24 protein-coding genes and 1 other annotated feature are annotated in these 25086 nt (G+C 42.9%); all 24 genes read left to right on the top strand.

Features of this window, described 5'->3' with window-relative positions:
• Positions 1-113: 113 nt before the first annotated feature.
• Positions 114-1397: a cell division protein FtsA gene (gene ftsA / locus ACFQ38_RS02845; RefSeq protein WP_336823035.1), complete on the top strand. Its 1284-nt coding sequence runs from the start codon at positions 114-116 to the stop codon at positions 1395-1397.
• 42 nt (positions 1398-1439) lie between these two features.
• Positions 1440-2597 carry a cell division protein FtsZ gene (gene ftsZ, locus ACFQ38_RS02850; RefSeq protein WP_336823036.1) on the top strand — a complete coding sequence of 386 codons (1158 nt, stop codon included), beginning with the start codon at positions 1440-1442 and terminating at the stop codon, positions 2595-2597.
• A 183-nt stretch (positions 2598-2780) separates the two neighbouring features.
• Positions 2781-3635, top strand: coding sequence for a sigma-E processing peptidase SpoIIGA (locus ACFQ38_RS02855; RefSeq protein ID WP_336823037.1), 855 nt, complete (start codon positions 2781-2783; stop codon positions 3633-3635).
• A complete protein-coding gene (gene sigE, locus ACFQ38_RS02860) occupies positions 3625-4332 on the top strand; it encodes an RNA polymerase sporulation sigma factor SigE (RefSeq protein WP_336823038.1) in 708 nt (235 codons plus the stop codon). The genes ACFQ38_RS02855 and sigE overlap by 11 nt, the downstream gene beginning before the upstream one ends.
• 94 nt (positions 4333-4426) lie before the next feature.
• Complete coding sequence (sigG, locus tag ACFQ38_RS02865) at positions 4427-5209, top strand: RNA polymerase sporulation sigma factor SigG (RefSeq protein ID WP_336823039.1); 783 nt, start codon at positions 4427-4429, stop codon at positions 5207-5209.
• A gap of 133 nt (positions 5210-5342) precedes the next feature.
• Complete coding sequence (locus ACFQ38_RS02870) at positions 5343-5585, top strand: PRC-barrel domain-containing protein (RefSeq protein WP_336823040.1); 243 nt, start codon at positions 5343-5345, stop codon at positions 5583-5585.
• A 215-nt stretch (positions 5586-5800) separates the two neighbouring features.
• The gene (locus tag ACFQ38_RS02875; protein ID WP_336823041.1) at positions 5801-6502 is read left to right on the top strand and encodes a YggS family pyridoxal phosphate-dependent enzyme; all 702 of its coding nucleotides are present in this window, start codon (positions 5801-5803) and stop codon (positions 6500-6502) included.
• Positions 6499-6948: a cell division protein SepF gene (locus ACFQ38_RS02880; RefSeq protein ID WP_336823042.1), complete on the top strand. Its 450-nt coding sequence runs from the start codon at positions 6499-6501 to the stop codon at positions 6946-6948. Before ACFQ38_RS02875 ends, ACFQ38_RS02880 begins: the two co-directional genes overlap by 4 nt.
• A gap of 27 nt (positions 6949-6975) precedes the next feature.
• Positions 6976-7266 (top strand): YggT family protein, encoded by a 291-nt coding sequence (locus tag ACFQ38_RS02885; RefSeq protein ID WP_381479749.1) that lies wholly within the window; start codon positions 6976-6978, stop codon positions 7264-7266.
• Positions 7267-7315: 49 nt separating this feature from the next.
• Positions 7316-8092, top strand: a complete 777-nt coding sequence (locus ACFQ38_RS02890) for a YlmH family RNA-binding protein (protein ID WP_336823086.1) — start codon at positions 7316-7318, stop codon at positions 8090-8092.
• Between the two features lie 88 nt (positions 8093-8180).
• Positions 8181-8687, top strand: coding sequence for a DivIVA domain-containing protein (locus tag ACFQ38_RS02895; RefSeq protein WP_381479751.1), 507 nt, complete (start codon positions 8181-8183; stop codon positions 8685-8687).
• A gap of 53 nt (positions 8688-8740) precedes the next feature.
• Positions 8741-8953 (top strand) — a binding site (T-box leader).
• A gap of 98 nt (positions 8954-9051) precedes the next feature.
• Positions 9052-11811: an isoleucine--tRNA ligase gene (gene ileS, locus ACFQ38_RS02900; RefSeq protein WP_336823045.1), complete on the top strand. Its 2760-nt coding sequence runs from the start codon at positions 9052-9054 to the stop codon at positions 11809-11811.
• 135 nt (positions 11812-11946) lie between these two features.
• Complete coding sequence (lspA, locus tag ACFQ38_RS02905) at positions 11947-12423, top strand: signal peptidase II (RefSeq protein WP_336823046.1); 477 nt, start codon at positions 11947-11949, stop codon at positions 12421-12423.
• On the top strand, positions 12423-13334 hold the full coding sequence (locus ACFQ38_RS02910) for an RluA family pseudouridine synthase (RefSeq protein WP_336823047.1): 912 nt from the start codon (positions 12423-12425) through the stop codon (positions 13332-13334). The genes lspA and ACFQ38_RS02910 overlap by 1 nt, the downstream gene beginning before the upstream one ends.
• Before the next feature lie 261 nt (positions 13335-13595).
• Positions 13596-14138 (top strand): bifunctional pyr operon transcriptional regulator/uracil phosphoribosyltransferase PyrR, encoded by a 543-nt coding sequence (pyrR, locus tag ACFQ38_RS02915; protein WP_336823048.1) that lies wholly within the window; start codon positions 13596-13598, stop codon positions 14136-14138.
• Between the two features lie 26 nt (positions 14139-14164).
• On the top strand, positions 14165-15451 hold the full coding sequence (locus ACFQ38_RS02920) for a uracil-xanthine permease family protein (protein WP_381479752.1): 1287 nt from the start codon (positions 14165-14167) through the stop codon (positions 15449-15451).
• A gap of 144 nt (positions 15452-15595) precedes the next feature.
• A complete protein-coding gene (locus tag ACFQ38_RS02925; protein ID WP_381479753.1) occupies positions 15596-16474 on the top strand; it encodes an aspartate carbamoyltransferase catalytic subunit in 879 nt (292 codons plus the stop codon).
• Between the two features lies 1 nt (position 16475).
• Positions 16476-17756, top strand: a complete 1281-nt coding sequence (locus ACFQ38_RS02930) for a dihydroorotase (protein ID WP_381479754.1) — start codon at positions 16476-16478, stop codon at positions 17754-17756.
• Entirely contained in the window at positions 17753-18847 is a 1095-nt protein-coding gene (locus tag ACFQ38_RS02935; RefSeq protein WP_336823052.1) for a carbamoyl phosphate synthase small subunit, read from the top strand. The genes ACFQ38_RS02930 and ACFQ38_RS02935 overlap by 4 nt, the downstream gene beginning before the upstream one ends.
• A complete protein-coding gene (gene carB, locus ACFQ38_RS02940) occupies positions 18840-22040 on the top strand; it encodes a carbamoyl-phosphate synthase large subunit (protein WP_336823053.1) in 3201 nt (1066 codons plus the stop codon). The genes ACFQ38_RS02935 and carB overlap by 8 nt, the downstream gene beginning before the upstream one ends.
• The gene (locus ACFQ38_RS02945) at positions 22037-22810 is read left to right on the top strand and encodes a dihydroorotate dehydrogenase electron transfer subunit (protein WP_336823054.1); all 774 of its coding nucleotides are present in this window, start codon (positions 22037-22039) and stop codon (positions 22808-22810) included. The genes carB and ACFQ38_RS02945 overlap by 4 nt, the downstream gene beginning before the upstream one ends.
• Positions 22807-23721, top strand: coding sequence for a dihydroorotate dehydrogenase (locus ACFQ38_RS02950; RefSeq protein WP_381479755.1), 915 nt, complete (start codon positions 22807-22809; stop codon positions 23719-23721). The genes ACFQ38_RS02945 and ACFQ38_RS02950 overlap by 4 nt, the downstream gene beginning before the upstream one ends.
• Positions 23718-24434 (top strand): orotidine-5'-phosphate decarboxylase, encoded by a 717-nt coding sequence (gene pyrF, locus ACFQ38_RS02955; RefSeq protein ID WP_381479756.1) that lies wholly within the window; start codon positions 23718-23720, stop codon positions 24432-24434. The genes ACFQ38_RS02950 and pyrF overlap by 4 nt, the downstream gene beginning before the upstream one ends.
• Positions 24431-25060, top strand: coding sequence for an orotate phosphoribosyltransferase (gene pyrE, locus ACFQ38_RS02960; protein ID WP_381479757.1), 630 nt, complete (start codon positions 24431-24433; stop codon positions 25058-25060). The genes pyrF and pyrE overlap by 4 nt, the downstream gene beginning before the upstream one ends.
• Positions 25061-25086 lie beyond the last annotated feature (26 nt).

Raw genomic sequence — 25086 nt, forward strand, 5'->3', positions numbered from 1 at the left:
AGATTAAATTTCCCGATTGAAAGGAATTGAGCGATAGATGGCGAAAATATTTAGACAACGGGACGATAATACAATAGAATGTATGATAAGGGCTGAAATAGGAGGTGCCAAAATTGAGTCAATCTACAATTTACGTTTCACTTGATATAGGATCTTCGTCAGTCAAAGTATTAATCGGCGAAGTGGATGGCGGGTCCCTCCATGTCATCGGGGTCGGTAACGTTCAATCGGCAGGCATCCGCAAAGGAACGATCATCGACATCGATGCGACTGTCCAGTCCATTCGTAAAGCGGTTGATCAGGCTGAACGGATGACAGGTATGCAAATCCGGGAGGTCATTTTAGGAATACCTGCTAACGGAGTGCATTTGCAAGATGTCAAAGGCGTTGTAGCGGTAAACTCGGAGAACAGGGAAATAACAGACGATGATTTGGATCGTGTCATAAAATCAGCGCAAGTGATGTCTGTTCCGCCTGAAAAGGAAATTGTGAACATCATTCCAAAACAATTTATCGTTGACGATTATGATGAAATTAAAGACCCACGCGGCATGATCGGAGTCCGTTTAGAAATGGACGGCACTTTGATTACTACATCAAAGACTTTGGTTCATAATATCTTGCGCTGTGTAGAGCGTGCAGGACTCGTCATTAGGGAAATATATTTGCAACCTTTGGCGGCCGGCACTTTCGCTTTAACAGAAGATGAGATGAACCATGGAACGGCATTCATCGATATTGGCGGAGGTTCTACGACGATTGCCGTATTTGGCGATAACCGGTTCATTTCCACATCGGTTATTCCTGTTGGTGGCGATCACATTACGAAAGATTTATCGATCATATTGAAAACACCTACTGAACAGGCAAGAAAGATTAAACATCAGTATGGACATGCTTTTTACGATGATGCATCGGATGATGAGTTATTTGAAGTTCCTGTCATTGGTGCTGATTCTAAAGACCAATATAGCCAAAGATACATATCGGAAATTATCGGCGTCCGATTAGAAGAATTATTCGACCTCGTATTGGAAGAGTTGTACCATATGGGTATTCGGGATTTGCCGGGAGGAGTAGTTTTAACAGGTGGTACAACGAAGTTAGAAGGAATCTTGCAATTATCCCGCTATGTATTGAAAACAAGAGTTCGAATTCATACTCCGGAATATATTGGAGTGCGCGAACCGATGTATTCTACTGCGGTTGGCCTCATTCGTTATGCTAATATGGAAGATACGTATTTTGGTATTGATACAGAATCACAAACTGCGAGTCTTCCGGATGAATTGGAGTATTCTCCCTCTGTGAAAAAGAAAGCTCCCCTTAGGGATAAGGAGAAGAAACCGAACTTCATGAGCAGGACTAAGCGATTCTTTGATGGTTTTTTTGAATGACACAAATTGAAAATGGTCTGACAGGGATTAGGAGGAGAGAAAATGCTGGATTTTGATACGAATATTGATTCACTCGCAGTCATTAAGGTGATTGGGGTTGGTGGTGGAGGAAATAACGCGGTCAACAGAATGATTGAGCATGGCGTGCAAGGTGTAGAATTCATTGCAGTGAACACGGATGCCCAAGCCCTTAATTTATCCAATGCAGAAGTGAAATTACAGATCGGTGCAAAGTTGACTCGTGGATTAGGTGCAGGTGCAAATCCGGAAGTCGGTAAAAAAGCTGCCGAAGAAAGTAAAGAGCAAATCGAAGAGGCTTTGCGTGGCGCGGACATGGTCTTCGTTACAGCAGGAATGGGAGGCGGCACGGGTACTGGTGCAGCACCTGTAATTGCACAAGTTGCAAAGGACTTAGGTGCATTGACTGTAGGTGTCGTAACTCGTCCATTCACGTTTGAAGGCCGGAAACGCTCAACACAAGCAATCGGCGGCATTGCAGCAATGAAAGAATCTGTAGATACGTTAATTGTTATTCCGAATGATAAGCTGTTAGAAATTGTTGATAAAAATACGCCGATGCTTGAAGCGTTCAGGGAAGCGGACAATGTACTTCGACAAGGGGTACAAGGTATTTCCGACTTGATCGCAGTTCCAGGACTCATTAACTTGGACTTTGCAGACGTCAAGACAATTATGTCCAATAAAGGATCAGCTCTTATGGGGATCGGTATGTCGACGGGCGAAAACCGAGCGTCAGAAGCTGCGAAGAAGGCGATTTCCAGTCCGTTGCTTGAAACGTCGATTGATGGGGCTAAAGGTGTTCTTATGAATATTACGGGCGGCTCCAACTTAAGCCTTTTCGAAGTACAAGAAGCTGCGGATATTGTAGCTTCTGCATCGGATGAAGAGGTAAATATGATTTTCGGATCCGTCATTAACGATGATTTGAAAGACGAAATTTTAGTAACAGTAATTGCAACTGGGTTTAGTGAGGAGCAATTGAGCCAAGGGAAAACAACGAAAGCTTCCAATTTTGGTTCAATTCGTCAAAGAGAACCTCAACAATCTGCACCGCAAACACATACGCGCAGAGAGGAAACTCCACAGTTCCAGCAACCGGAACCGACTCGGCAGCAGAACAATCAACAAGAAGACGCATTGGACATTCCGACATTTTTGCGGAATCGCCAAAGACGATAAGCTGCTGAACGTTGAATATATACTATTGAGTGTTAAGCCTTTAGGCAAGTCCATTACGGACAAGCTTGAAGGCTTTTTACTTTTCACGGTATTTTCTGTCGAATTTTTTATGAAAATAAATCTTCATTCCGACAAACATTTCATTGGCCAAGTGTTATTCTGTTGGTCAAGGAGGGCGGCCTGATGTATGGGGAAATTATCGTGGGCATTAATATGGTTTTCAATTTTGCAATCCTATTGTTCGCCAATAAGATTTGTCATGCACAGGCTTCCCGCGGACGATTATTGTTCGCTTCTTTTGTAGGTGCGTTACCGGTCACTTTGTTCTCATCGTCATTTATTATTTTGTTTTTTACTTTTATCGGGATGACTGGTATTGCTTTCGGAAAAACAATTGAGACGTGGAAGAAAACTTCAGTTATCGTATTGATCGGTGCTATGTTTGCTGGAGGGCTTTTAACGTTCTTTATAAATAAAGTGACGTTTCAAGACGACCTATTCTCTGTTTTCATTTATGCATCCATTGCGTATGTGTCCTTATTATTTTTGAAGGTCAAATGGCTTGATGTAAGAAAAGCCCGCCATCTTTCCTCGTATCGTGTATCTACAACCCTGTCGATTTGGCAACAGGAATTTGCTGTAGAGGGTTTTATTGATACAGGGAATAGCTGCACTGAGCCTCTTACTGGATATCCAGTACATTTCGTATCTTATCGGGTAGTTGAACCGTATATGCCAGAAGAACTCAAAGGACCGTTACAAGCATTCGATCCGAAAGGCATTCCTGATTTGCGAAGTTTTCCGGAAACATCTCAAAAACAATTGAGGCTAGTCAAGCTTCAAACTGTATCTGGGTCATCCTGGGTAGTCGGCTTTAAGTTTGATTGTTGGAAAATCGACAGTGGCGATAAACTGCAATCGGGCTATATCGTCTTGACAGAGCAAGATCGGCGCTATCCTGAAGGAGCAGAAGCGATTTTACACGTATCCGCATTGGAATCACTAAAGAATGAGGGAGGAACGGTTCATGTGGCATAGTTTAAAAAAGTGGTTTGCAGTCGTAAAAAGTTTCTTCAAGAAAGGAGGAACGTATTATATAGGAGGACATGAGTCGCTTCCACGGCCGTTATCGAGAGATGAAGAGGCAAAAGCGATTCGTGCTTTCATGGAAGGTGATATGGATGCAAGAGACACGCTAATTGAAAAAAATCTTAGATTAGTCGTCTATATCGCCCGCCGTTTTGATAATACAAATACACATATTGAGGATTTGATCAGTATAGGGACAATCGGGCTTATAAAAGCCATTGAGACTTTTAAAAGCGATAAAAATATTAAATTGGCTACATATGCCTCCCGTTGTATCGAAAATGAAATATTAATGCATTTGCGTAAAACGAATCGCACGAAGTCTGAGATTTCTTTCGACGAACCCTTGAATTCTGATGCTGACGGAAATGAATTATTGCTTTCAGATATATTGGGCACAGATGAGCATATTATTATTGATGATGTAGAGAAAAAACTGGAAAGGCAACATATGATTGAAGCGATTAGCACATTGGATGAGCGTGAACGATATATTATGGAATGTCGATTTGGCTTGACTGGACAGATCGAAATGACTCAAAAGGAAGTAGCGGAACTATTGGGCATTTCACAATCCTATATTTCTCGATTAGAGAAGAAAATTATTTCTGATTTACGTGATCGTCTCAATCACCCGATTGCCTGATGGTTGAAATTGGCGAATCGTTTTCCCGCATATTCTTAAAACGCATGGACAGACTATTTCCTACAGTCATCTACAGAATGCGGAGGAAAAGCGAATGATACGTACAAGAGTAGAAATATGCGGTATCGATACGTCCAATTTGCCATTACTGTCGAATGAAGTGATGAGGGAAACGTTTATCCGGCTTCAAAATGGTGACGAATCGGCAAGGGAAGAGTTAGTCATCGGGAACTTGCGATTGGTCCTAAGTCTTGTTCAAAGGTTTACTTATCGGGGGGAACAAGCGGACGACCTTTTTCAAGTAGGATGTATTGGTCTCTTAAAATCAATCGATAATTTCGATTTGAAGCATAATGTGCGTTTTTCCACTTATGCGGTGCCAATGATCATTGGGGAAATTAAAAGGCATTTACGAGACCACCATGCAATTAGAGTGTCCAGATCTTTGAGGGATATAGCTTATAAAGCGATCCGCGCTAAGGAACAATTTGTCAATGAACATCAGAAGGAACCAAAAATATCGGATTTGGCCGAAGTGACGGGCATTCCGGAAGATGATATATTATTTGCCCTTGACGCCATCCAAGATCCGATGTCACTCCACGAGCCAATGAATGGGGAAGGCGGAGATCCTGTCTATATAATGGATCAACTGCAAGATACGAGGGTTTCGGAAGAACGCTGGCTCACATATGTCTCCGTAAAAGACACTGTATCTAAAATGACAGATCGCCAACAATTAATTTTGTCAAAACGTTTTTATTTAGGACAGACACAAACGGAAATCGCTAAGGAATTAGGGATCTCGCAAGCGCAGATTTCAAGGCTTGAAAAAAATGCGATTCAAATTGTTCGTGAAAATATGGAAAAGAAATGATGACGTGCACCCGCGCAATGCATAAAATATGCATTGCGTTTTTTTCGTCAGTTTCGCATATCTTAAAGTAGGATTTGCAAGTTATTACTGAATGCTAAAGAATTGATCATAACAAGCGGAAAGGGGAAATGAGATGAGATTTTCGGAGTTTCAAAAAAAAGAAGTAATTGAAGTAAAAAAAGGTTCTTTTTTAGGGTACGTTCAAGATGCCTCTGTAGACATTAAAAATGGAAAGTTAGAAAGTATACATGTTGGTGGGGCGGAGAGATCCTTTTTTATGGATTCAAAAGTGAAAGATATGAAGCAAATTAAATACCATGAAGTGCTGACAATAGGAAAAGATATTGTATTAGTGGGAAAGAAGTCCGATAATTAAAGACTTCTAATTGATAAGTGATCCATCACTTGATACAATAAAGCAAAGTATAATTATGAAACTGCAATTTTGCGGACCTGTTATACCGAACAGGCTTTGTGGACAAATGCGAAGCTATGTTTTCAAATGGTTTTTGGCGATTTGCACTTTCAATGTCAAAGCGGGAAGCGACAGGTAATGCGGTTTCTCAATTTTATATAATATGAAAAGTAGTGATGGTATTGGATACGATTCAACAACGTATAAGTCTAATTGAAGAACATATTCATGCCGCTTGTGAACGAGCTGGCCGGAAACGAGAAGATCTGAGCATAGTAGCTGTAACGAAACAAGTTTCTGCGAAGAGAACAAAAGAAGCGATAAATGCAGGGATTAAGAATGTAGGCGAAAACCGTCCGGATGGCCTACTTTCAAAGCGATCGGAAATCCGCGATGACAATGTAAAATGGCATTTTATCGGCAACGTTCAAAGTAGAAAAGTAAAAGACATTATAAATGAAATTGACGTTTTACATTCTTTAGACAGAATGAGCATTGCAAAAGAAATACAAAAACGAGCAGAGAAAATCGTACAATGCTTTGTGCAAGTAAATGTTTCTGGTGAAGAATCGAAATCCGGCCTTCATCCAGATGAACTGCTGTCATTCATTGAAGAATTGTCGAATTACGATAAAATCCGTGTCATTGGTTTAATGACAATGGCTCCATTTACGAAAGATGAGGATTTGATCCGTAATGTCTTTCGGTCATTGCGTAAATTGCGTGATGAAATCTCCTCTAAGCAATTTGGCCATGCTCCATGTACGCAATTATCGATGGGTATGTCTAATGATTATGTGATTGCAATTGAAGAAGGTGCCACTCATGTTAGAATCGGAACGGCATTAGTCGGGACAGAGAGCGAGGGAGACGTATGAGCATGAAAAAACGATTCGAAAAATGGTTTTATTTAGATGAAGAAGAGGAAGCTGCAACAACAGAGCAGCCTGCAGCTCAGCAGCAAGCAGTTCAAGAGAACCCGAAGAAAGCGGCTGTGCGTAAACAGCAGCCGATTGTGGAAACGCAGCAAAAACCAAATGTCGTTAGCTTGCAAAGCATTCAAAAATCGTCAAAAGTTGTTCTTTTCGAACCTCGAGTATATGCGGAAGCACAAGACATCTCGGAGCATTTGCTCAATAAACGTGCGGTGGTCGTCAATTTGCAACGGATTGAAAGAGACCAAGGCATTCGAATTATCGACTTTTTAAGCGGAACGGTGTACGCACTTAGCGGCGACATCCAGAGGATCGGAACGGACATTTTCCTATGTGTACCAGAAAATGTTGAGGTGGCCGGCTCCATCTCGGATTACTTTGAAAGATAGAACATAGGATGAGGTGTACTTTAAAAGATGATAGCTATTCTTAATATGGTGTACAATATTTTAGTTCAGGTCCTTGACATTTATTCCATACTGTTAATCATTTATATTTTAATGTCGTGGGTTCCTGCATCGAGGGAAACAAAATTCGGCCAGCTTTTAGGGAAAATCGCCGAACCATACTTAGGGTTCTTCAGAAAGTTCATTCCTCCTTTAGGAATGATTGATCTTTCGCCGATCGTTGCAATATTTGTTCTGCAATATTTGATCAGAAGAGGGATTTATGAAGTATATAAATTAATTTATATCTCACTTATGTGAGATTTTTTTCTATCAATTGAATGGCATTTTGAATTGGAGAGACAGCATGATGGAAGCAATACTGCAGCATTTCAGAAAAGAAGAACAGCCTTTCATCGAGATGGCGGCCAGCTATGTGCGAGAGGTGGAGGATTCGTATACTCCCAAGCTAACAGGCTTTTTAGATCCGCGACAGCAGTTTATTATCGAATCAATTGTTAGAAGCGCGAGGCTTTCTATAGCAGGCTCAGGTGCATTTGCTGATGCTGAACGTAAAAGGATGTTAATTTATCCTGATTACTTTGTGCCGGAACCAGAAGACTTCCAAACGAAGGTTTTCTCTGTAAATTATCCATCAAAATTCATGACGTTAAAACATAAAGATGTTTTAGGCTCACTCATGTCGCTCGGGATAGACAGGTCTAAGTTCGGAGATATTAGGCTACAAGACGATGTAGTGCAATTCGCGGCAGCAGAGGAAATGAAAGATTATTTGCGTGCAAACTTCACTTCGATCGGCAAGTCGAATGTGCGCATTGAAGAAGTGCATTCCGTCGATCGATTGATCGAATGTGGTGATGTATATGTTGAAGAGCTACATATTGTTAGTTCGCTTCGATTGGATGCAGTTGTTGCATCAGCTGTCAATTGTTCTCGTCAAAAAGCGGCATCATATATTCAAAATGAAAAAGTGAAAGTGAATCATGCGGTTCGTACGCAGACATCTTTTGAGTTAAATGAACTGGACATGCTTTCCGTTAGGGGGGGCGGACGGTTTAAAATCGTTTCGATCGAAGGGAGGACAAAAAAAGACAAGATTCGGCTCATGATAGGAAAACTGTCATGATTTTTCTGATAATCAGTTGAAAACTGCTGTTTTCTTTCAGCGTGGCATGTATAATGGAATTGGATAAAGGAAGGGAGAGAAACATTCGATGGCATTGTCACCACTTGATATACATAATAAAGAATTCAGCCGCGGATTCCGGGGTTATGATGAAGACGAAGTGAATGAGTTTTTGGAACAGATCATGAAGGATTATGAAAACGTCCTTGAAGAAAACAAGGCTTTGAAAAATAACCTGAAGGAAACAAAAGAGAAAATTTCCCATTTCAATTCAATTGAAGAGACATTGCAAAAGTCGATTCTTATTGCACAAGAAGCAGCGGAAGATGTCCGTCGCAATTCTGTACAAGAGTCAAAACTAATTATAAAAGAAGCCGAAAAAAATGCAGACCGTATCGTCAATGAGGCGTTGACGCGTGCAAGAAAAATTGCGATGGAAATTGAAGACTTGAAAAAACAATCGAAAGTTTTTAGAAACAGATTTCGGATGCTCATCGAAGCTCAACTTGATATGATTCGGACTGATGATTGGGAAGAGCTGCTTGAATACGAACCGGATACAGAACAATTGGAAGCAGTGGCAGATCTTGAATAAGCGTGCTTGACTTTTCATTTTCGACGCGCATATAATAATGATCATATAACATAAAACAGGCATTGAAAGAGAGAGTACTCTTCAATTCACGTATAGCGAGCCGGGGATGGTGAAAGCCCGGTCATTGGATTGCTGACGAAAATCACTCTGGAGCTGGATTGCCAAAAGCAATCCCGGAAACACCCCGTTATGGTGTTCGAGAGGCAACGAATATGTTTTTTGTTGCAACTAGGGTGGTAACGCGAGTAATAATCCTCGTCCCTTTTTTGGGGGCGGGGATTTTTTATTTGTCTATTGAAGTCGTTTTTCAATGATCCCGTTGAGTGCTTAACAAGTTGTACTGAAATAAAAGGAGGAAAAGACTATGGATTACAAAGATACGTTGCTTATGCCGAAAACGGATTTTCCGATGCGCGGCAATTTGCCGAACAAGGAACCTGAAATGCAAGCAAAATGGGATGAAATGGATATTTATGCAAAGGTACAAGAGCGGACAAAAGGACGTCCATTTTTCGTTTTGCATGACGGACCACCGTACGCAAATGGAGATCTTCATATGGGCCATGCGTTAAATAAAGTGCTGAAAGATATGATTGTCCGCTATAAATCGATGTCGGGCTTTCATGCGCCGTATGTTCCAGGCTGGGATACACATGGTTTGCCAATCGAGCAGGCACTTGTCAATAAAGGGGTAAACCGTAAAGAATTGACGGTAGCTGAGTTCCGTAAAATGTGTGAAGAATACGCCTATGGGCAAATCGATAATCAACGCGCGGCATTTAAGCGGATCGGCGTGCGCGGAGATTGGGAAAATCCTTATATCACTTTGAAACCGGAATTCGAGTCAAGACAAATTCAAGTGTTTGGCGAGATGGCGAAAAAGGGGTACATCTATAAAGGATTAAAGCCGGTATACTGGTCTCCGTCAAGTGAATCCGCATTGGCAGAAGCGGAAATTGAATATAAAGATAAAAAGTCCCCATCCATCTATGTAGCATTTCCAATTAAAGACGGCTTAGGAGTCGTAGAAGAAGATGTAAGGATCATCATTTGGACGACAACGCCGTGGACGATTCCTGCTAACCTTGGCATTTCTGTTCATCCGGAATTCACATATGCGATTGTTGAAGTCGATGGCCAAAAATTCTTATTAGCAAAAGATTTATTGGAACACGTCGCGAATGAAATTGGTTGGGATGACTACAAAGTGATCCGCGAGTTAAAAGGGGCAGAATTGGAACGCGTTATCGCAAAACATCCACTATACGACCGTGATTCACTCGTCATGTTAGGAGAGCACGTCACAGCGGAAGCTGGAACAGGCTGCGTCCATACAGCGCCTGGCCATGGGGAAGACGACTTTTACGTGTCGAAGCAATATGGCATCGATGCATTATCGCCGATCAATGATCGCGGTGTCATGACGGATGAAGCACCGATGTTTGAAGGTTTATTCTACGAAGATGCGAATAAAGAAGTAACGAAAAAGTTGGAAGAAGAAGGCGCATTGCTGAAGCTTTCATTCATCACTCACTCCTATCCGCATGACTGGCGCACGAAAAAGCCTGTTATTTTCCGTGCGACTGCTCAATGGTTCGCTTCTATCGAGTCGTTCAGAACAGAACTGCTTGAAGCGATCCGGAACACGAAGTTCACTCCATCATGGGGCGAAACACGATTGTACAATATGGTTCGCGACCGCGGCGACTGGTGCATTTCCCGTCAACGTGTTTGGGGCGTTCCGATTCCGGTCTTTTATGCTGAAAATGGAGAAGCGATTATCACTGATGAAACAATCGCACATGTTGCGCAATTGTTCCGTGAACACGGATCAAATATTTGGTTTGAACGAGATGCCAAAGATCTTTTACCTGAAGGTTTTGAACATGAAGGAAGCCCGAATGGAGTCTTTACGAAAGAGACAGACATTATGGACGTCTGGTTCGACTCCGGTTCGACTCATCAAGGCGTATTAGTGGAGCGGGATGACCTGAATTATCCTGCTGATCTTTACTTGGAAGGGTCTGACCAATATCGCGGCTGGTTCAACTCTTCTATTACAACAAGTGTTGCAATTAATGGAATTGCACCGTATAAAGGATTGCTAAGCCACGGATTTACATTGGACGGAGAAGGACGCAAGATGAGTAAGTCGTTAGGGAACGTCATTCTTCCTTCTAAAATCATGAACCAATTGGGTGCAGACATTTTGCGGCTATGGGTATCATCTGTCGACTATACTGCGGATGTCCGCGTGTCTGATTCGAATTTCAAACAAGTTTCCGAAGTGTACCGCAAAATCCGGAACACGCTTCGTTTCTTGCACGGCAATGTTGCTGATTTTAACCCGGAAACAGATCGTGTTGCATTCGAAGATCTTCGTCCGATCGATCAATATGTTTTCATTAAATTACAAGATTTAATCAAAGATGTACGTTCAGCATATGACCACTATCAGTTCTCTGATGTGTACCATGCTGTCAATACGTTCTGTACTGGTGATTTAAGTTCGTTCTATCTTGATATTGCGAAAGATGTTGTTTATATTGAAGGAGCGGATCACCCACATCGCCGTGCAATGCAGACAGTTATGTATGATTCGTTAATGGCATTACTTAAATTATTGACGCCGATCCTACCGCATACGACGGACGAATTATGGGGCTATTTGGAGAACGTTGAAGAAGAGAGTATTCAATTGACGGATATGCCTGATCCGGTCGAGCTGGGCGATACAAAATCGCTTCGTGAACGTTTTGGCACGTTAATGCTTATTCGAGATGATGTATTGAAAGCGTTAGAAGAAGCGCGTAATGCGAAAGTAATTGGCAAGTCATTAGAGGCGAAAGTGACCGTCGCTCTTCCAGAGCAACTAAAAGATGTTTTTGCTTCAGACGATGTTGACTATGCACAATTCTTCATCGTTTCCAAATTCGAAGAAGGAAAAGAAAGCGACTTGCCAGAAGACGCATTGAAGTTAGATACGGTAAGCGTTGCAGTTGAAAAAGCTGATGGCGAAAAATGCGACCGTTGCTGGACAATTTCCGAAACAGTCGGTTCCAGTGAAACACATCCGACACTTTGCAGCCGCTGTGCAGACGTTGTAGAAAAATACTATTCATAATACCGTTAAGGTTGTTCATCCATTGGTGAATTCCATGGGTGAACAGCTTTTTTATTTCCCCCTCAAGTTATCAATCATAATCTGCTTCGATTTGTGGTAAAATGAAACAGATATTGTCGGACGGGGGTTTTTGGATTGTTCATTTATTATGGTTTGGCATTACTATTAATTTTATTAGATCAATTAACGAAATGGCTCGTTGTTCATAATATGAACTTAGGCGAAAGAATACCGATTGTAGATCCTTATTTGGCCCTTTTATCGCATCGAAACAAAGGTGCTGCCTGGGGGATGCTTGAAGGGCAAATGTGGCTTTTCTACGTAGTGACGGTGCTTGTCGTTGCTGGAATCATTTATTTCTTCCATAAGGAAGCGAAAGGAAGCCCGTTATTAGGTGTTAGTCTCATGTTTTTGTTAGGGGGAGCGATCGGCAATTTTATCGATCGGTTGTTTAGAAAAGAAGTTGTCGATTTTATTGACGTACTCATCCCAGTTGTCGATTATGATTTCCCGATCTTTAATGTGGCTGATGCCGCATTGACAGTTGGAGTCGCGCTTATTATTATCCATGTCGTGTTAGATGAAAAAAAGAAGAAGAAAAAGGTGGCATAATGGAACCGTTTGAAATAGAAATCAACGAAGACCTGCAAAACTCTCGAATTGACAAGGTTTTGTCGACGGTCAATCCGGATTGGTCTCGCACTCAAATTCAGCAATGGGTAAAAGACGGCGCAGTTCTTGTTAATGATAAAGCCGTCAAGCAAAACTATAAAGTGAAAAAGGACGATCAAATAGTTGTCAATGTTCCTGAAGCTGAAGAATTGGATGTCATAGCTGAAGATCTTCAATTAGATATTGTTTATGAAGATTCTGATGTCATCGTCGTCAATAAACCTCGCGGCATGGTCGTCCATCCGGCACCAGGTCATTTGACTGGCACATTGGTGAATGGACTCATGCATCATTGTAATGACTTATCGGGCATTAATGGCGTCTTGCGTCCAGGCATCGTCCATCGAATTGACAAAGACACGTCTGGGTTGTTGATGGTTGCTAAAAATGACCAAGCCCATGTCTCATTAGTCGATCAATTAGTCGATAAATCGGTAACCCGTGTTTATACTGCAATTGTTCATGGCCATATACCACATGACCAAGGGACAATTGACGCTCCGATCGGCAGGGATCAAAAAGACCGTCAAAGCATGGCGGTTGTCGATAACGGAAAACATGCAGTCACCCACTTTAATGTATTGGAACGGTTTGGAGATTTTACATTAGTCGAGTGCAGGTTGGAAACAGGCCGGACACATCAGATACGTGTCCATATGAAATATATCGGCCATCCATTGGCGGGTGATCCAAAATATGGACCGAAGAAAACGATCGACTTTGGCGGACAGCTTTTACATGCTGGCACAATTGGCTTCATTCACCCAAAAACAGGGGATTATATGGAGTTCACAGCGCCTTTGCCTCATGATTATTTGCAAGTGCTGGAGAGATTGCGCACAAATAAATGATTGACATATGAATTTAACGCCTATATAATAGGCAAAGAATCAAATAGCGATACCTTTAAAGTCAGTCCAGAGAGGCTGGGAAGGTTGCACGGAATGTACAGTAGAATTGCTGCGCGCAATTTACCTGTATGCTTTTTTCTGCACGTATACCCTCCCGCCGAATGGCAGGAGGTTTTTTTGCGTCCTGCTACGGTGAAACGGAGTGCATAGTCCGAAAAACCTTGCAAAAAATATTAATAGATGTATAAGGAGGCAATCATAATGGCTGAAAAAGCTAATATTTTGGACGAGCAGGCGATTTCGAGAGCGATCACTCGCATTGCCCATGAAATCATTGAACGGAACAAAGGAATCGATGACTGTATTTTAGTCGGTATAAAAACGCGAGGAGCAGTAATCGCAAAAAGACTGTCCCAAAAAATCGAACAAATCGAAGGAAAACCGATTTTAATGGGTGAATTAGATATTACTCTCTATCGTGACGATTTACAAATTCGTCATGAAAACCAAGAGCCATTCGTTCACCAAGTAGATATTCGACATGATGTAAAAGAGAAAAAAGTTATCTTAGTAGATGATGTTTTATACACCGGAAGAACTGTTCGGGCAGCAATGGATGCAGTCATGGATTTAGGAAGACCAGCTTCTATCCAGTTGGCAGTATTAGTTGATAGAGGGCATAGAGAGCTGCCGATCAGACCCGATTTTGTCGGCAAAAATATCCCGACGTCAAGCGAAGAAAAAGTAGTGGTAAACGTCGTAGAACAAGACGGCGATGATAGCGTAAAAATACACGAAAAATAATAACACCTATCGGGGGTACATGGGAAATGAACAATAAAGTATTGGATGTACATGAAAAACCGGCATTTCCAAGATGGGTGGCACTGAGCTTACAGCATATGTTCGCAATGTTCGGGGCGACAATATTAGTACCTACATTGGTTGGATTGAGCCCGGCAATCGCTTTGTTAACGAGCGGACTGGCAACAATCGTATTCGTAGCGGTTACAAGATTTAAAGTTCCGGCATACCTTGGCTCCTCATTCGCATTCATAGCGCCGATTCAAGTGGCGACCGCAACTGGCGGCATCGGAAGCGCAATGATTGGAAGCATGTTCGTAGCTCTCGTATATGCACTCGTTTCCTTGCTGATTTTCACAACGGGATCAAATTGGATCATGAAATTACTCCCGCCTGTAGTAGTCGGACCGGTCATCATGGTGATTGGACTTGCAGTCGCGCCGACGGCTGTAAACATGGCGAGTACGGTTTCAGTAGGCGGCGAAGACGTGTACAATTTGCTGCACTTCTCCGCAGCGATTGTCACATTGGCAGCAGCGATTATTTGTATTATGTTTTTCAGGGGAGTCGTCAGTCTAATGCCGGTTCTGATCGGAATTATTGTCGGTTACATTTACTCTGCCTTCATAGGGATTATCGATTTCTCACCTGTAAAGGAAGCGGATTGGATTCAAATGCCGGCGTTCCTCATTCCCGTTATCGATTACGATTTTGTTATCACACCGACATTATTGGCAATTATGGTGCCGATCTCAATCGTTACAATATCAGAGCATATCGGACATCAGTTAGTTTTAGGGAAAGTTGTTGAGAAGGATTTCATTAAAGATCCGGGACTAAACCGTTCGTTGTTAGGAGACGGATTAGGTACTTTAATTAGCGGACTGTTAGGAGGTCCTCCGAAAACGACATATGGAGAAAATATCGGAGTAATGGCGATTACTAGAGTCTATAGTGTTTACGTCATAATCGGTGCGGCCGTATTCGCGATCGCGTTTGCTTTCATAGGCAAACTAATGGCGGTCATCGAGACGATTCCACAAGCAGTTTTAGGCGGCATTTCAATTTTACTGTTCGGAATCATTGCTTCATCAGGATTGCGGATGTTAGTTGACCATAAAGTGGATTTTGGCAACCAACGCAATTTGATTATCGCGTCGGTCATCCTTGTTATCGGAATTGGCGGAGCAGTGATCCATATAAGTGAAACCTTCCAAGTTGGCGGCATGGCACTCGCGGCAATTGTAGGTGTGCTGTTGAATCTGTTGCTGCCAGGGAGGACAGACGAGACATTATCAGACGCAACTGAATAGAAAAACCTTTTAATATTGTACAGAGATGCAAGGAAAGGTTCGTTCGGCAAATAGCCATCTATGACGATGGTTTACTTTGTCATACATAACGGGCCTTTCCGATGAGGAAAAGGCCCGTTATTTTTTAGGAGGAGACCCGGCAGCATGAAAAATCTCTTATCAATGAAACAAATAACTGAAAAAGAGATTACTGAGATTTTAGACCTTACCTCTCAGTTTAAAAAAGATGGCATTCAAAAGCTTTCACAAAATATAGCGGTAAGCAATTTGTTCTTCGAGCCTAGTACAAGAACAAAAACAAGTTTTGAAATGGCGGAGCGTAAATTAGGCTTGGAGGTCATTCCGTTTGAAGCCGGTTTCTCAAGTACATTAAAAGGAGAAACGCTATATGACACGATTAAAACTCTTGAAGCAATCGGTCTTGATGCGGTCGTCATCCGGCATCCGGAAGACGGTTATTATGAACAGCTATGTGATCGAACCTCGCTCTCTATTATCAACGCTGGTGATGGATCTGGGCAGCATCCAACACAATCATTATTAGACTTATTTACCATTCGGGAAGAGTTTGGCACTTTCCAAGGTTTGAATGTTCTAATCGCAGGAGATGTCGATCATAGCCGAGTAGCACGTTCGAATGCAGAAGCGTTGAACAAGTTAGGTGCAAATGTCAAGTTTCTTTGTCCACCTGAATGGGCGGGAGAATTCGAAGCTATATCCAATTGGGATGATGTAGTCGAAGAGAGTGATGTCGTCATGCTTCTAAGAGTACAGCATGAACGGCATGATTCGAAAGCAACTTACACGAGTGAACGTTATCACGAGTTATACGGGCTAACGATTGAACGAGAAGCGAAAATGAAAAAGGATGCGATCATCATGCATCCGGCTCCGGTGAACCGGGGGGTTGAAATTGCGGATTCATTGATCGAATGTAACCGTTCAAGGATTTTTAAACAAGTGGAAAACGGAGTTTACATACGAGCGGCAGTGCTTTACACAATTTTGAACGGGAGGCTATAACATGGATAAATTGATAAAAGAAGTTCAAATGTTGAATGAAGCAGGTGAATTGATCACTGCTGATGTCCGGATAGTGGATGGAAAGATCGCTGAAATTGGCATAGGTTTAGAGAGTGACATAAAGGAAGTGATTGAAGGGGAAGGTCTCTTTTTATCACCGGGTTTTATTGATGTGCATGTTCATTTACGGGAGCCGGGCGGTGAGCATAAGGAAACGATTGAAACTGGTACACTGTCAGCTGCGAAAGGCGGCTATACAACAATTTGTGCTATGCCGAATACCCGACCAGTACCGGATACGAAAGAAAATTTGGCACGTATTAATGAATTATTTGAAAAAAATGCCCATATCCGCGTACTACCATATGCATCGATCACGATCAGGGAGGCTGGAAAGGAAAGGACGAACTTATCGGAGTTAAAAGAACAGGGCGCATTCGCATTTACAGATGACGGAGTCGGAGTACAATCCGCGGGTATGATGTTCGAAGCAATGAAAGATGCTGCGGAGATCGATATGCCGATCGTTGCCCATTGCGAGGATAATACACTGATCTATGGCGGAGTTATGCATGATGGGAAGCGAAACAAAGAGCTTTGTTTGCCAGGCATCCCTTCCATCGCGGAATCTGTTCATATTGCCCGCGATATTTTACTGGCAGAGGCTGCAGGTGCTCATTATCACGTATGTCATGTAAGCACGAAAGAATCTGTTCGGGTCATTCGAGATGCGAAAAAAGCAGGCATCCATGTGACGGCTGAAGTGAGTCCACATCATTTGATATTAAGCGAGGAGGATATCCCAAGGAATGATGCTGATTGGAAAATGAACCCTCCGCTGCGTTCGGTAGAAGATCGAGAGGCATTGAGAGAAGGACTGGCAGACGGGACAATCGATTTTATCGCAACAGATCACGCTCCGCATACAGCAGAAGAAAAGGCGGCGGGTTTTGAAAAAGCACCATTTGGCATCACTGGATTTGAAACAGCATTTCCTCTTCTCTACACAAGCTTTGTAAAAGAAGGGAAATGGACGCTGAAACAGTTGATCGATTGGATGACGATCAAGCCTGCTGAAGTATTCGGCTTGCCTTACGGAAAAATAGAAGTTGGAGCACAGGCTGATTTAACGCTTATCGATTTGAAGTTAGAACGCGAAATCGATCGGAAAACGTTCGTTTCGAAAGGAAAAAATACGCCATTTGACGGAGCGGTATGTGTCGGATGGCCGGTTATTACAATTTACGGCGGCAATATCGTCTGGGAGGATGGTCAACTATGAAAAGATATCTTGTATTGGAAGACGGAACGATATTTGAAGGGAAAGCATTTGGTTCTGAACGGGCATCGTTAGGAGAGACGGTTTTCACGACAGGGATGACCGGGTATCAGGAAACAATTTCAAACCCTTCTGGCTTCGGTCAAATCGTTGTTATGACATATCCTTTGATTGGCAATTATGGCATTAACCGAGATGACTACGAGTCAATCGAGCTATCCATTAACGGTATTGTAGTCCGGGAAGCGAGCGAAGAACCGTCTAATTTTCGCAGTGCGATGACTTTAAGCGAGCTATTGAAATTGAAAGGAATACCAGGCATTGAAGGAATTGATACACGTAAGTTGGCTAGGATTCTACGGGAAAAGGGCCCGTTGAAAGGGAAGCTGACAGCGGCAGGTGAAGATTTGTCTGTAGAACACACTCTTATGGAGTTAAAAGAATACGAATTACCTATAGACCAAGTGGCACTTGTCTCTACTAAAAAGCCTTATCCAAGTCCAGGTCGCGGAAAACGTGTAGTCGTTATTGACTATGGGTTGAAGCACGGGCTTCTACGTGAATTAAACAAACGTGACTATGACGTGATCGTTGTTCCTTACAATACTTCAACTGAAGAAATTTTATCATTAGTGCCGGATGGCATTTTGCTGTCGAATGGGCCGGGCAACCCTGAACACGTGGAAGGGGCAGCTGAAACTATTCGTGAATTAATCGGCAAAGTTCCGCTTTTTGGGATCGGGTTAGGGCATCAATTACTTGCGCTGTCATTCGGCGCGAAGGTGAAAAAAATGCGCATCGGGCATAATGGAGGAAATTATCCGGTAAAAGACTTGCAAACTGGCCGCACCGAGCTCACTTCCCAAAGCCATGGCTTTGCTCTAGATGAAGAGTCATTGGAAGGAACAGGGCTTGAAGTGACACATAGAGCGTTGAATGATCACTCTATCGAAGGAATACGAAGCAAGCAATATGCGGCATTTTCGGTGCAATTCCATCCAGAAGCATCCCCTGGACCGACAGATGCCAATCACTTATTCGACCGTTTTGCACAACTAATGAACGCAAATGGAGAGGAGCATACAAATGCCTAAAAGACAAGACATCGAAACCATTTTAGTAATCGGCTCTGGGCCGATTGTCATCGGGCAAGCTGCCGAATTCGACTATGCAGGGACACAAGCATGCCTTTCATTGAAAGAGGAAGGATATCGCGTTATTCTCATCAATTCAAACCCTGCAACAATTATGACCGATACAGAAATTGCAGACAAAGTATATATCGAACCAATCACGTTAGAATTCGTCAGCCGCATTATAAGAAAAGAACGTCCAGACGCGCTTCTCCCGACTTTAGGAGGGCAAACCGGACTGAATATGGCAATCGAATTGCAGGAATCAGGCATTTTAGACGAATTGGGCATTGAAATTTTAGGAACAAAATTAGATGCAATCCATCAAGCAGAAGACCGTGATTTGTTCAGATCGTTAATGAATGAATTGAACGAACCTGTGCCGGAAAGTGACATCATTCATAATTTGGATGAAGCGAAAGCGTTCGTTGAACAAATCGGCTACCCGGTTATCGTTCGTCCCGCTTTCACATTAGGAGGAACGGGCGGAGGGATTTGCTATGATGAACGCGACCTTGAAGAAATCGTTGCGAGTGGATTGAAATATAGCCCAGTTACACAATGTTTGCTTGAAAAATCAATAGCCGGTTACAAAGAAATTGAATATGAAGTAATGCGCGACTCTGCTGATAATGCTATCGTCGTTTGCAATATGGAGAACGTAGATGCAGTTGGCATCCATACTGGAGACTCGATCGTTACTGCGCCATGCCAAACATTAACGGATCGGGAGCATCAAATGCTTCGAAATGTATCGTTGAAAATTATTCGTGCCTTGAAAATCGAGGGAGGATGCAACGTTCAATTGGCACTTGATCCACATAGCTTCAAATATTACATCATTGAGGTAAATCCACGTGTCAGCCGTTCTTCCGCTTTGGCATCTAAGGCGACAGGCTACCCGATTGCGAAGTTAGCAGCAAAAATTGCCGTCGGATTGACATTGGATGAAATGATGAATCCAGTTACTGGAACGACGTACGCTTGCTTTGAACCGACGATCGACTATGTCGTCACAAAAATTCCGCGTTGGCCTTTCGATAAATTCGAGTCTGCGAAACGGAACTTAGGAACGCAAATGAAAGCAACAGGAGAAGTAATGGCGATCGGCCGCACTTTCGAAGAATCAATTTTAAAAGCTGTTCGTTCATTGGAAACTGGCCAGTTTGGACTGTCGCTAAAACATGCAGAGAATTTGGCCGATGATTGGATCGAAAAACGGATAAAGCGCGCAGGAGATGAGAGGCTGTTTTTCATCGGAGAAGCCTTGCGACGAGGAGTCTCCATTCAAACAATTCACGAATGGAGTCAAATTGATCTATTTTTCCTTCGCAAATTTGAGAAAATCGTTCAATTCGAAGCAATATTAAAGAAGCATCCATTCGATGCAGAAAAACTTTATGAGGCGAAACGAATGGGCTTCGCTGATGTGACGATTGCCCAACTGTGGGATGCGAATGAAAGTGAAATTTACGAATTCCGCAAAGAAAATGGCATAATACCGGTATATAAAAAGGTCGATACATGTGCGGGCGAATATGATTCCGAAACACCATATTTTTATGGAACCTATGAAGAAGAAAATGAATCGTTGAAAACAGATAAGAAAAGCGTCGTAGTTTTAGGCTCAGGCCCAATTCGTATCGGCCAGGGCGTTGAGTTCGACTATGCGACCGTCCACTCAGTATGGGCGATTCAACAGGCTGGCTATGAAGCAATCATCATAAATAACAACCCTGAAACAGTATCAACCGACTTCTCTATTTCCGATAAACTATATTTCGAGCCGCTTACGTTGGAAGATGTAATGCATATTATCGACTTGGAGCAGCCGGAAGGCGTCATCGTTCAATTTGGCGGACAAACAGCGATCAACTTGGCTGCGGGATTAAAAGAGCGTGGAGTCAAAATTTTAGGAACAACACTTGAAGATATTGATCGGGCGGAAAATCGGGATAAGTTCGAGCGTGCATTGCATGAAATCGGCATTCCACAGCCTTTAGGTAAAACGGCGGTTTCAGTGCCCGAAGCAGTTGCCATTGCAAATGAAATCGGCTATCCGGTTTTAGTGAGACCATCCTATGTATTAGGTGGAAGAGCGATGGAAATCGTCTACCGTGAAGAAGAGCTTCTTCATTACATGGAAAATGCAGTAGAAGCAAGCCCAGAGCATCCCGTATTAATCGACCGATACTTAACAGGTACAGAAATCGAAGTTGATGGCATTTGTGACGGTGAAAATGTGCTCATCCCTGGCATTATGGAGCATATCGAACGTGCGGGCGTTCACTCAGGCGACTCAATCGCAGTATATCCTCCGCAAAATCTGTCCGCTTCGATGGTCGAAACGATTGTCGATTATACGAAGCGACTGGCGTTAGGCTTGCGCATAAAAGGCTTGCTCAACATTCAGTTTGTCATTTCAGAAGGTCAAGTGTATGTCATTGAAGTAAACCCTCGTTCAAGCCGTACGGTACCGTTCATGAGTAAAATTACGAACTTGCCGATGGCGAATATCGCTACGAAAGCTATATTAGGGCAATCAATCATTGAGCAAGGCTATGAAACAGGTTTGGCGGAAGCACCAGCTGGTGTTTACGTTAAAGTGCCGGTCTTCTCATTCGCGAAATTACGAAGAGTCGATATAACGTTAGGGCCTGAAATGAAATCGACAGGTGAAGTTATGGGGAAAGATATCACTCTTGAGAAAGCCTTGTACAAAGGGCTTGTCGCTGCAGGAACGGAAATAAAGGAATATGGCTCTGTGCTCATGACGGTTTCCGATAAAGACAAGGAAGAAATCGTCGGTCTCGCAAAACGTTTTACGAATATCGGTTACCGTATTTTAGCGACGGAAGGCACCGCTAAAGTTTTAGAGGAAGCTTCGATACAAGTGAAAACGGTTGGGAAAATCGGTTCACACGGCCCGACTTTGATTGATGTCATTCAAAAAGGGGATGCTCAGCTCGTCATTAACACGTTGACGAAAGGTAAACAGCCTGAAAGGGACGGTTTCAGGATTCGACGTGAATCTGTCGAAAATGGCATTCCATGCTTAACATCAGTCGACACTGCGGATGCAATGTTGCGCGTCATTGAATCCATGACATTCCAAACGGAAGAAATGCCGAAACAGCAGGTGATCCACTCATGATGAAAGATCGTATGATCGTGCAATCACAGAGGAAGCTATCGGATAAGATTTATGAGATGAAATTGAAAGGCGACTTGGTCGGGGAAATTACGTCCCCCGGCCAATTTGTCCACATTCGAGTGACGGATTCCTTTGAACCTTTATTAAGACGCCCAATTTCAATCGCTGCATATGATCAAGCAGAAAAACAAATGACGATCATCTATCGGGCTGAAGGCCGGGGGACAACGATTCTTTCTGAAAAACGGGCGGGCGATGAGATGGATGTATTAGGGCCGTTAGGGAACGGTTTTCCTGTTACAGAAACGGCTTCTGGAGAAACAGCTGTTTTAATCGGAGGAGGAATCGGCGTCCCGCCACTTTATGAGCTATCGAAACAACTAAATAAAAAAGGCGTTCGATGCATCCACATCTTAGGATTTCAGTCGTCTGAGGCGGTGTTCTACGAAAAGGAATTTTCACTCTTAGGTGAGACGTATATTGCAACTGTTGATGGCTCTCAAGGAACGACGGGATTCGTTACAGATGTAATGGGTCAGATCGAAGAGGAGTTTGCAACTTATTATAGCTGCGGACCAATGCCGATGTTAAAAGCTGTGCAAGCTACCTACTCGGGCAAGAAGGGATTTCTATCTTTTGAACAGCGGATGGGCTGCGGAATTGGAGCTTGTTTTGCATGCGTTTGTGAAACTTCAGACAATGTTAGTAAGCCTTACGTAAAAGTTTGCTCAGATGGACCTGTATTTGAAGCGGGGGTTGTATCAATATGAATCGTTTATCAGTAGATCTGCCTGGATTGCAGTTAAAAAATCCAATTATGCCAGCATCGGGATGCTTTGGATTTGGGAAGGAATATGGAATGCTCTATGATCTTTCCATATTAGGAGCCATTATGATTAAGGCGACTACACTTGAAACAAGGTTCGGCAATCCGACTCCACGCGTTGCGGAAACAGCATCGGGCATGCTCAATGCGATTGGTTTGCAAAATCCCGGTTTGGATGGTGTTATGAAAGAAGAGCTGCCTTGGCTGGAACAATTCGATGTGCCGATCATCGCAAATGTGGCAGGAACGGAAACGGCCGATTATGTGGAAGTCGCGAAAACGATTTCAACTGCTCCAAATGTAAAAGCATTAGAATTAAATATTTCTTGCCCAAATGTCAAATGCGGAGGGATTACTTTTGGTACTGATCCTGAGCAAGCATACGAATTAACTGCGGCAGTCAAAGCGGTTTCAACAGTGCCGGTATATGTGAAACTATCCCCTAACGTAACGGATATAAAAGAGATTGCAAAAGCAGTTGAAGCGGCAGGAGCTGACGGCATTACGATGATTAATACATTAGTTGGCATGCGGCTTGACAGGAAGACCGGCCGTCCGATCATTGCTAATGTGACAGGGGGGCTATCCGGTCCTGCGATTAAACCTGTAGCAATCCGAATGGTATACGAAGTGAGTCAAGTTGTTGAAATTCCGATTATTGGAATGGGAGGGGTATCCGAAACGGATGATGTGATTGATTTCCTTTCTTCAGGCGCAAGTGCTGTTGCAGTTGGCACAGCAAATTTCGTGGATCCTTTCATTTGCCCGACGATTATTGAAGAGCTTCCCGTAAAATTAGATGAATTAGGTGTTGAGCATATATCAGAGATCGTAGGAAGGAGCCACCGATTATGAAAACATCCCCGATTATTGCCTTAGATTTTGATTCATCGCAAAAAGTATTCGATTTTCTGAGCTTATTTGAAGGCGATATGAATGTAAAAGTCGGCATGCAGCTTTATTACAAAGAAGGTCCTGCAATTGTCCATCAGTTGAAAGAGGCAGGATTTGATGTGTTTTTGGATTTAAAGCTTCATGATATTCCGAACACTGTAAAATCCGCAATGGAAGTTTTGGCGAAGTTAGGCGTTGACCTTGTCAATGTCCATGCGGCGGGCGGTAAATCGATGATGGAAGCGGCTCTTGAAGGATTGGACAAAGGTACGCCCGCAGGAAATAGACGCCCATCCATTATCGGAGTTACACAGCTCACTTCTACAGATGAAAAACAGATGAGGGAAGAGCAGCTAATAGACACATCACTTCGCGAATCGGTTCTGCACTATGCGAAACTTACACAAGCATCCGGTTTGGATGGTGTTGTCTGCTCCGTTCATGAAGCTTCCTTGATTAGCGAAGAATGCGGCGTAAACTTTTTAAAAGTGACACCGGGCATTCGACTTCCGGAAAGCGGAAAGCATGATCAAATTAGAATCGCTACTCCTGAAGAAGCGAGACGACAAGGATCCACACATATCGTAGTAGGCAGAGCAATTACAAACGCGGCAGACCCTCGCGCAGCTTATGAGACAATACACTCAAAATGGAAAGGGATGGATGGAGAATGAATAAAAAGGAAATTGCAAATGTTTTATTGAATGTTGGAGCTGTGCAATTAAGTCCGGAAGACCTTTTCACTTGGGCATCAGGCATCCAATCTCCAATTTATTGCGATAATCGGTTGACGATGTCAGATCCAAAGGGCCGCAAACAAATAGCGGAAGGGCTTGCCGATTTGATCAAAAAACATTTTCCTGAAACGACGCTTATTGCTGGTACAGCGACAGCGAGCATTCCACATGCAGCATGGGTTGCGGATCGATTAGACTTGCCGATGATCTATATACGTTCAAAAGCGAAAGGGCATGGCCGGAGCAGGCAGATTGAAGGGAAAGTGTCCTCAATGGATAAAGCAGTCATTATCGAGGATTTGATCTCAACGGGGGGCAGCAGTTTGAATGCTGTTGAAGCGCTTCGTGCTGAAGGGGTAGAAGTATTAGGTGTCGTTTCGATTTTTACATACGAATTAGAAACCGCAAATAAGGCTTTTGCAGACGCAGGCTTGCCTTATTATAGTTTAACGGACTTTGGAGCATTGGTAGAAATGGCAAAGGAGAACGGATCAATCGGAGAGAATTCGATTGCTGATCTACTTGAATGGCATAATAAATTGAAAGCCGGTCTATTGGCTTGAAATGATAACAAACATGCAGAATCGAA

Source organism: Sporosarcina contaminans (assembly GCF_042679045.1).
Lineage (GTDB): Bacteria > Bacillota > Bacilli > Bacillales_A > Planococcaceae > Sporosarcina > Sporosarcina contaminans.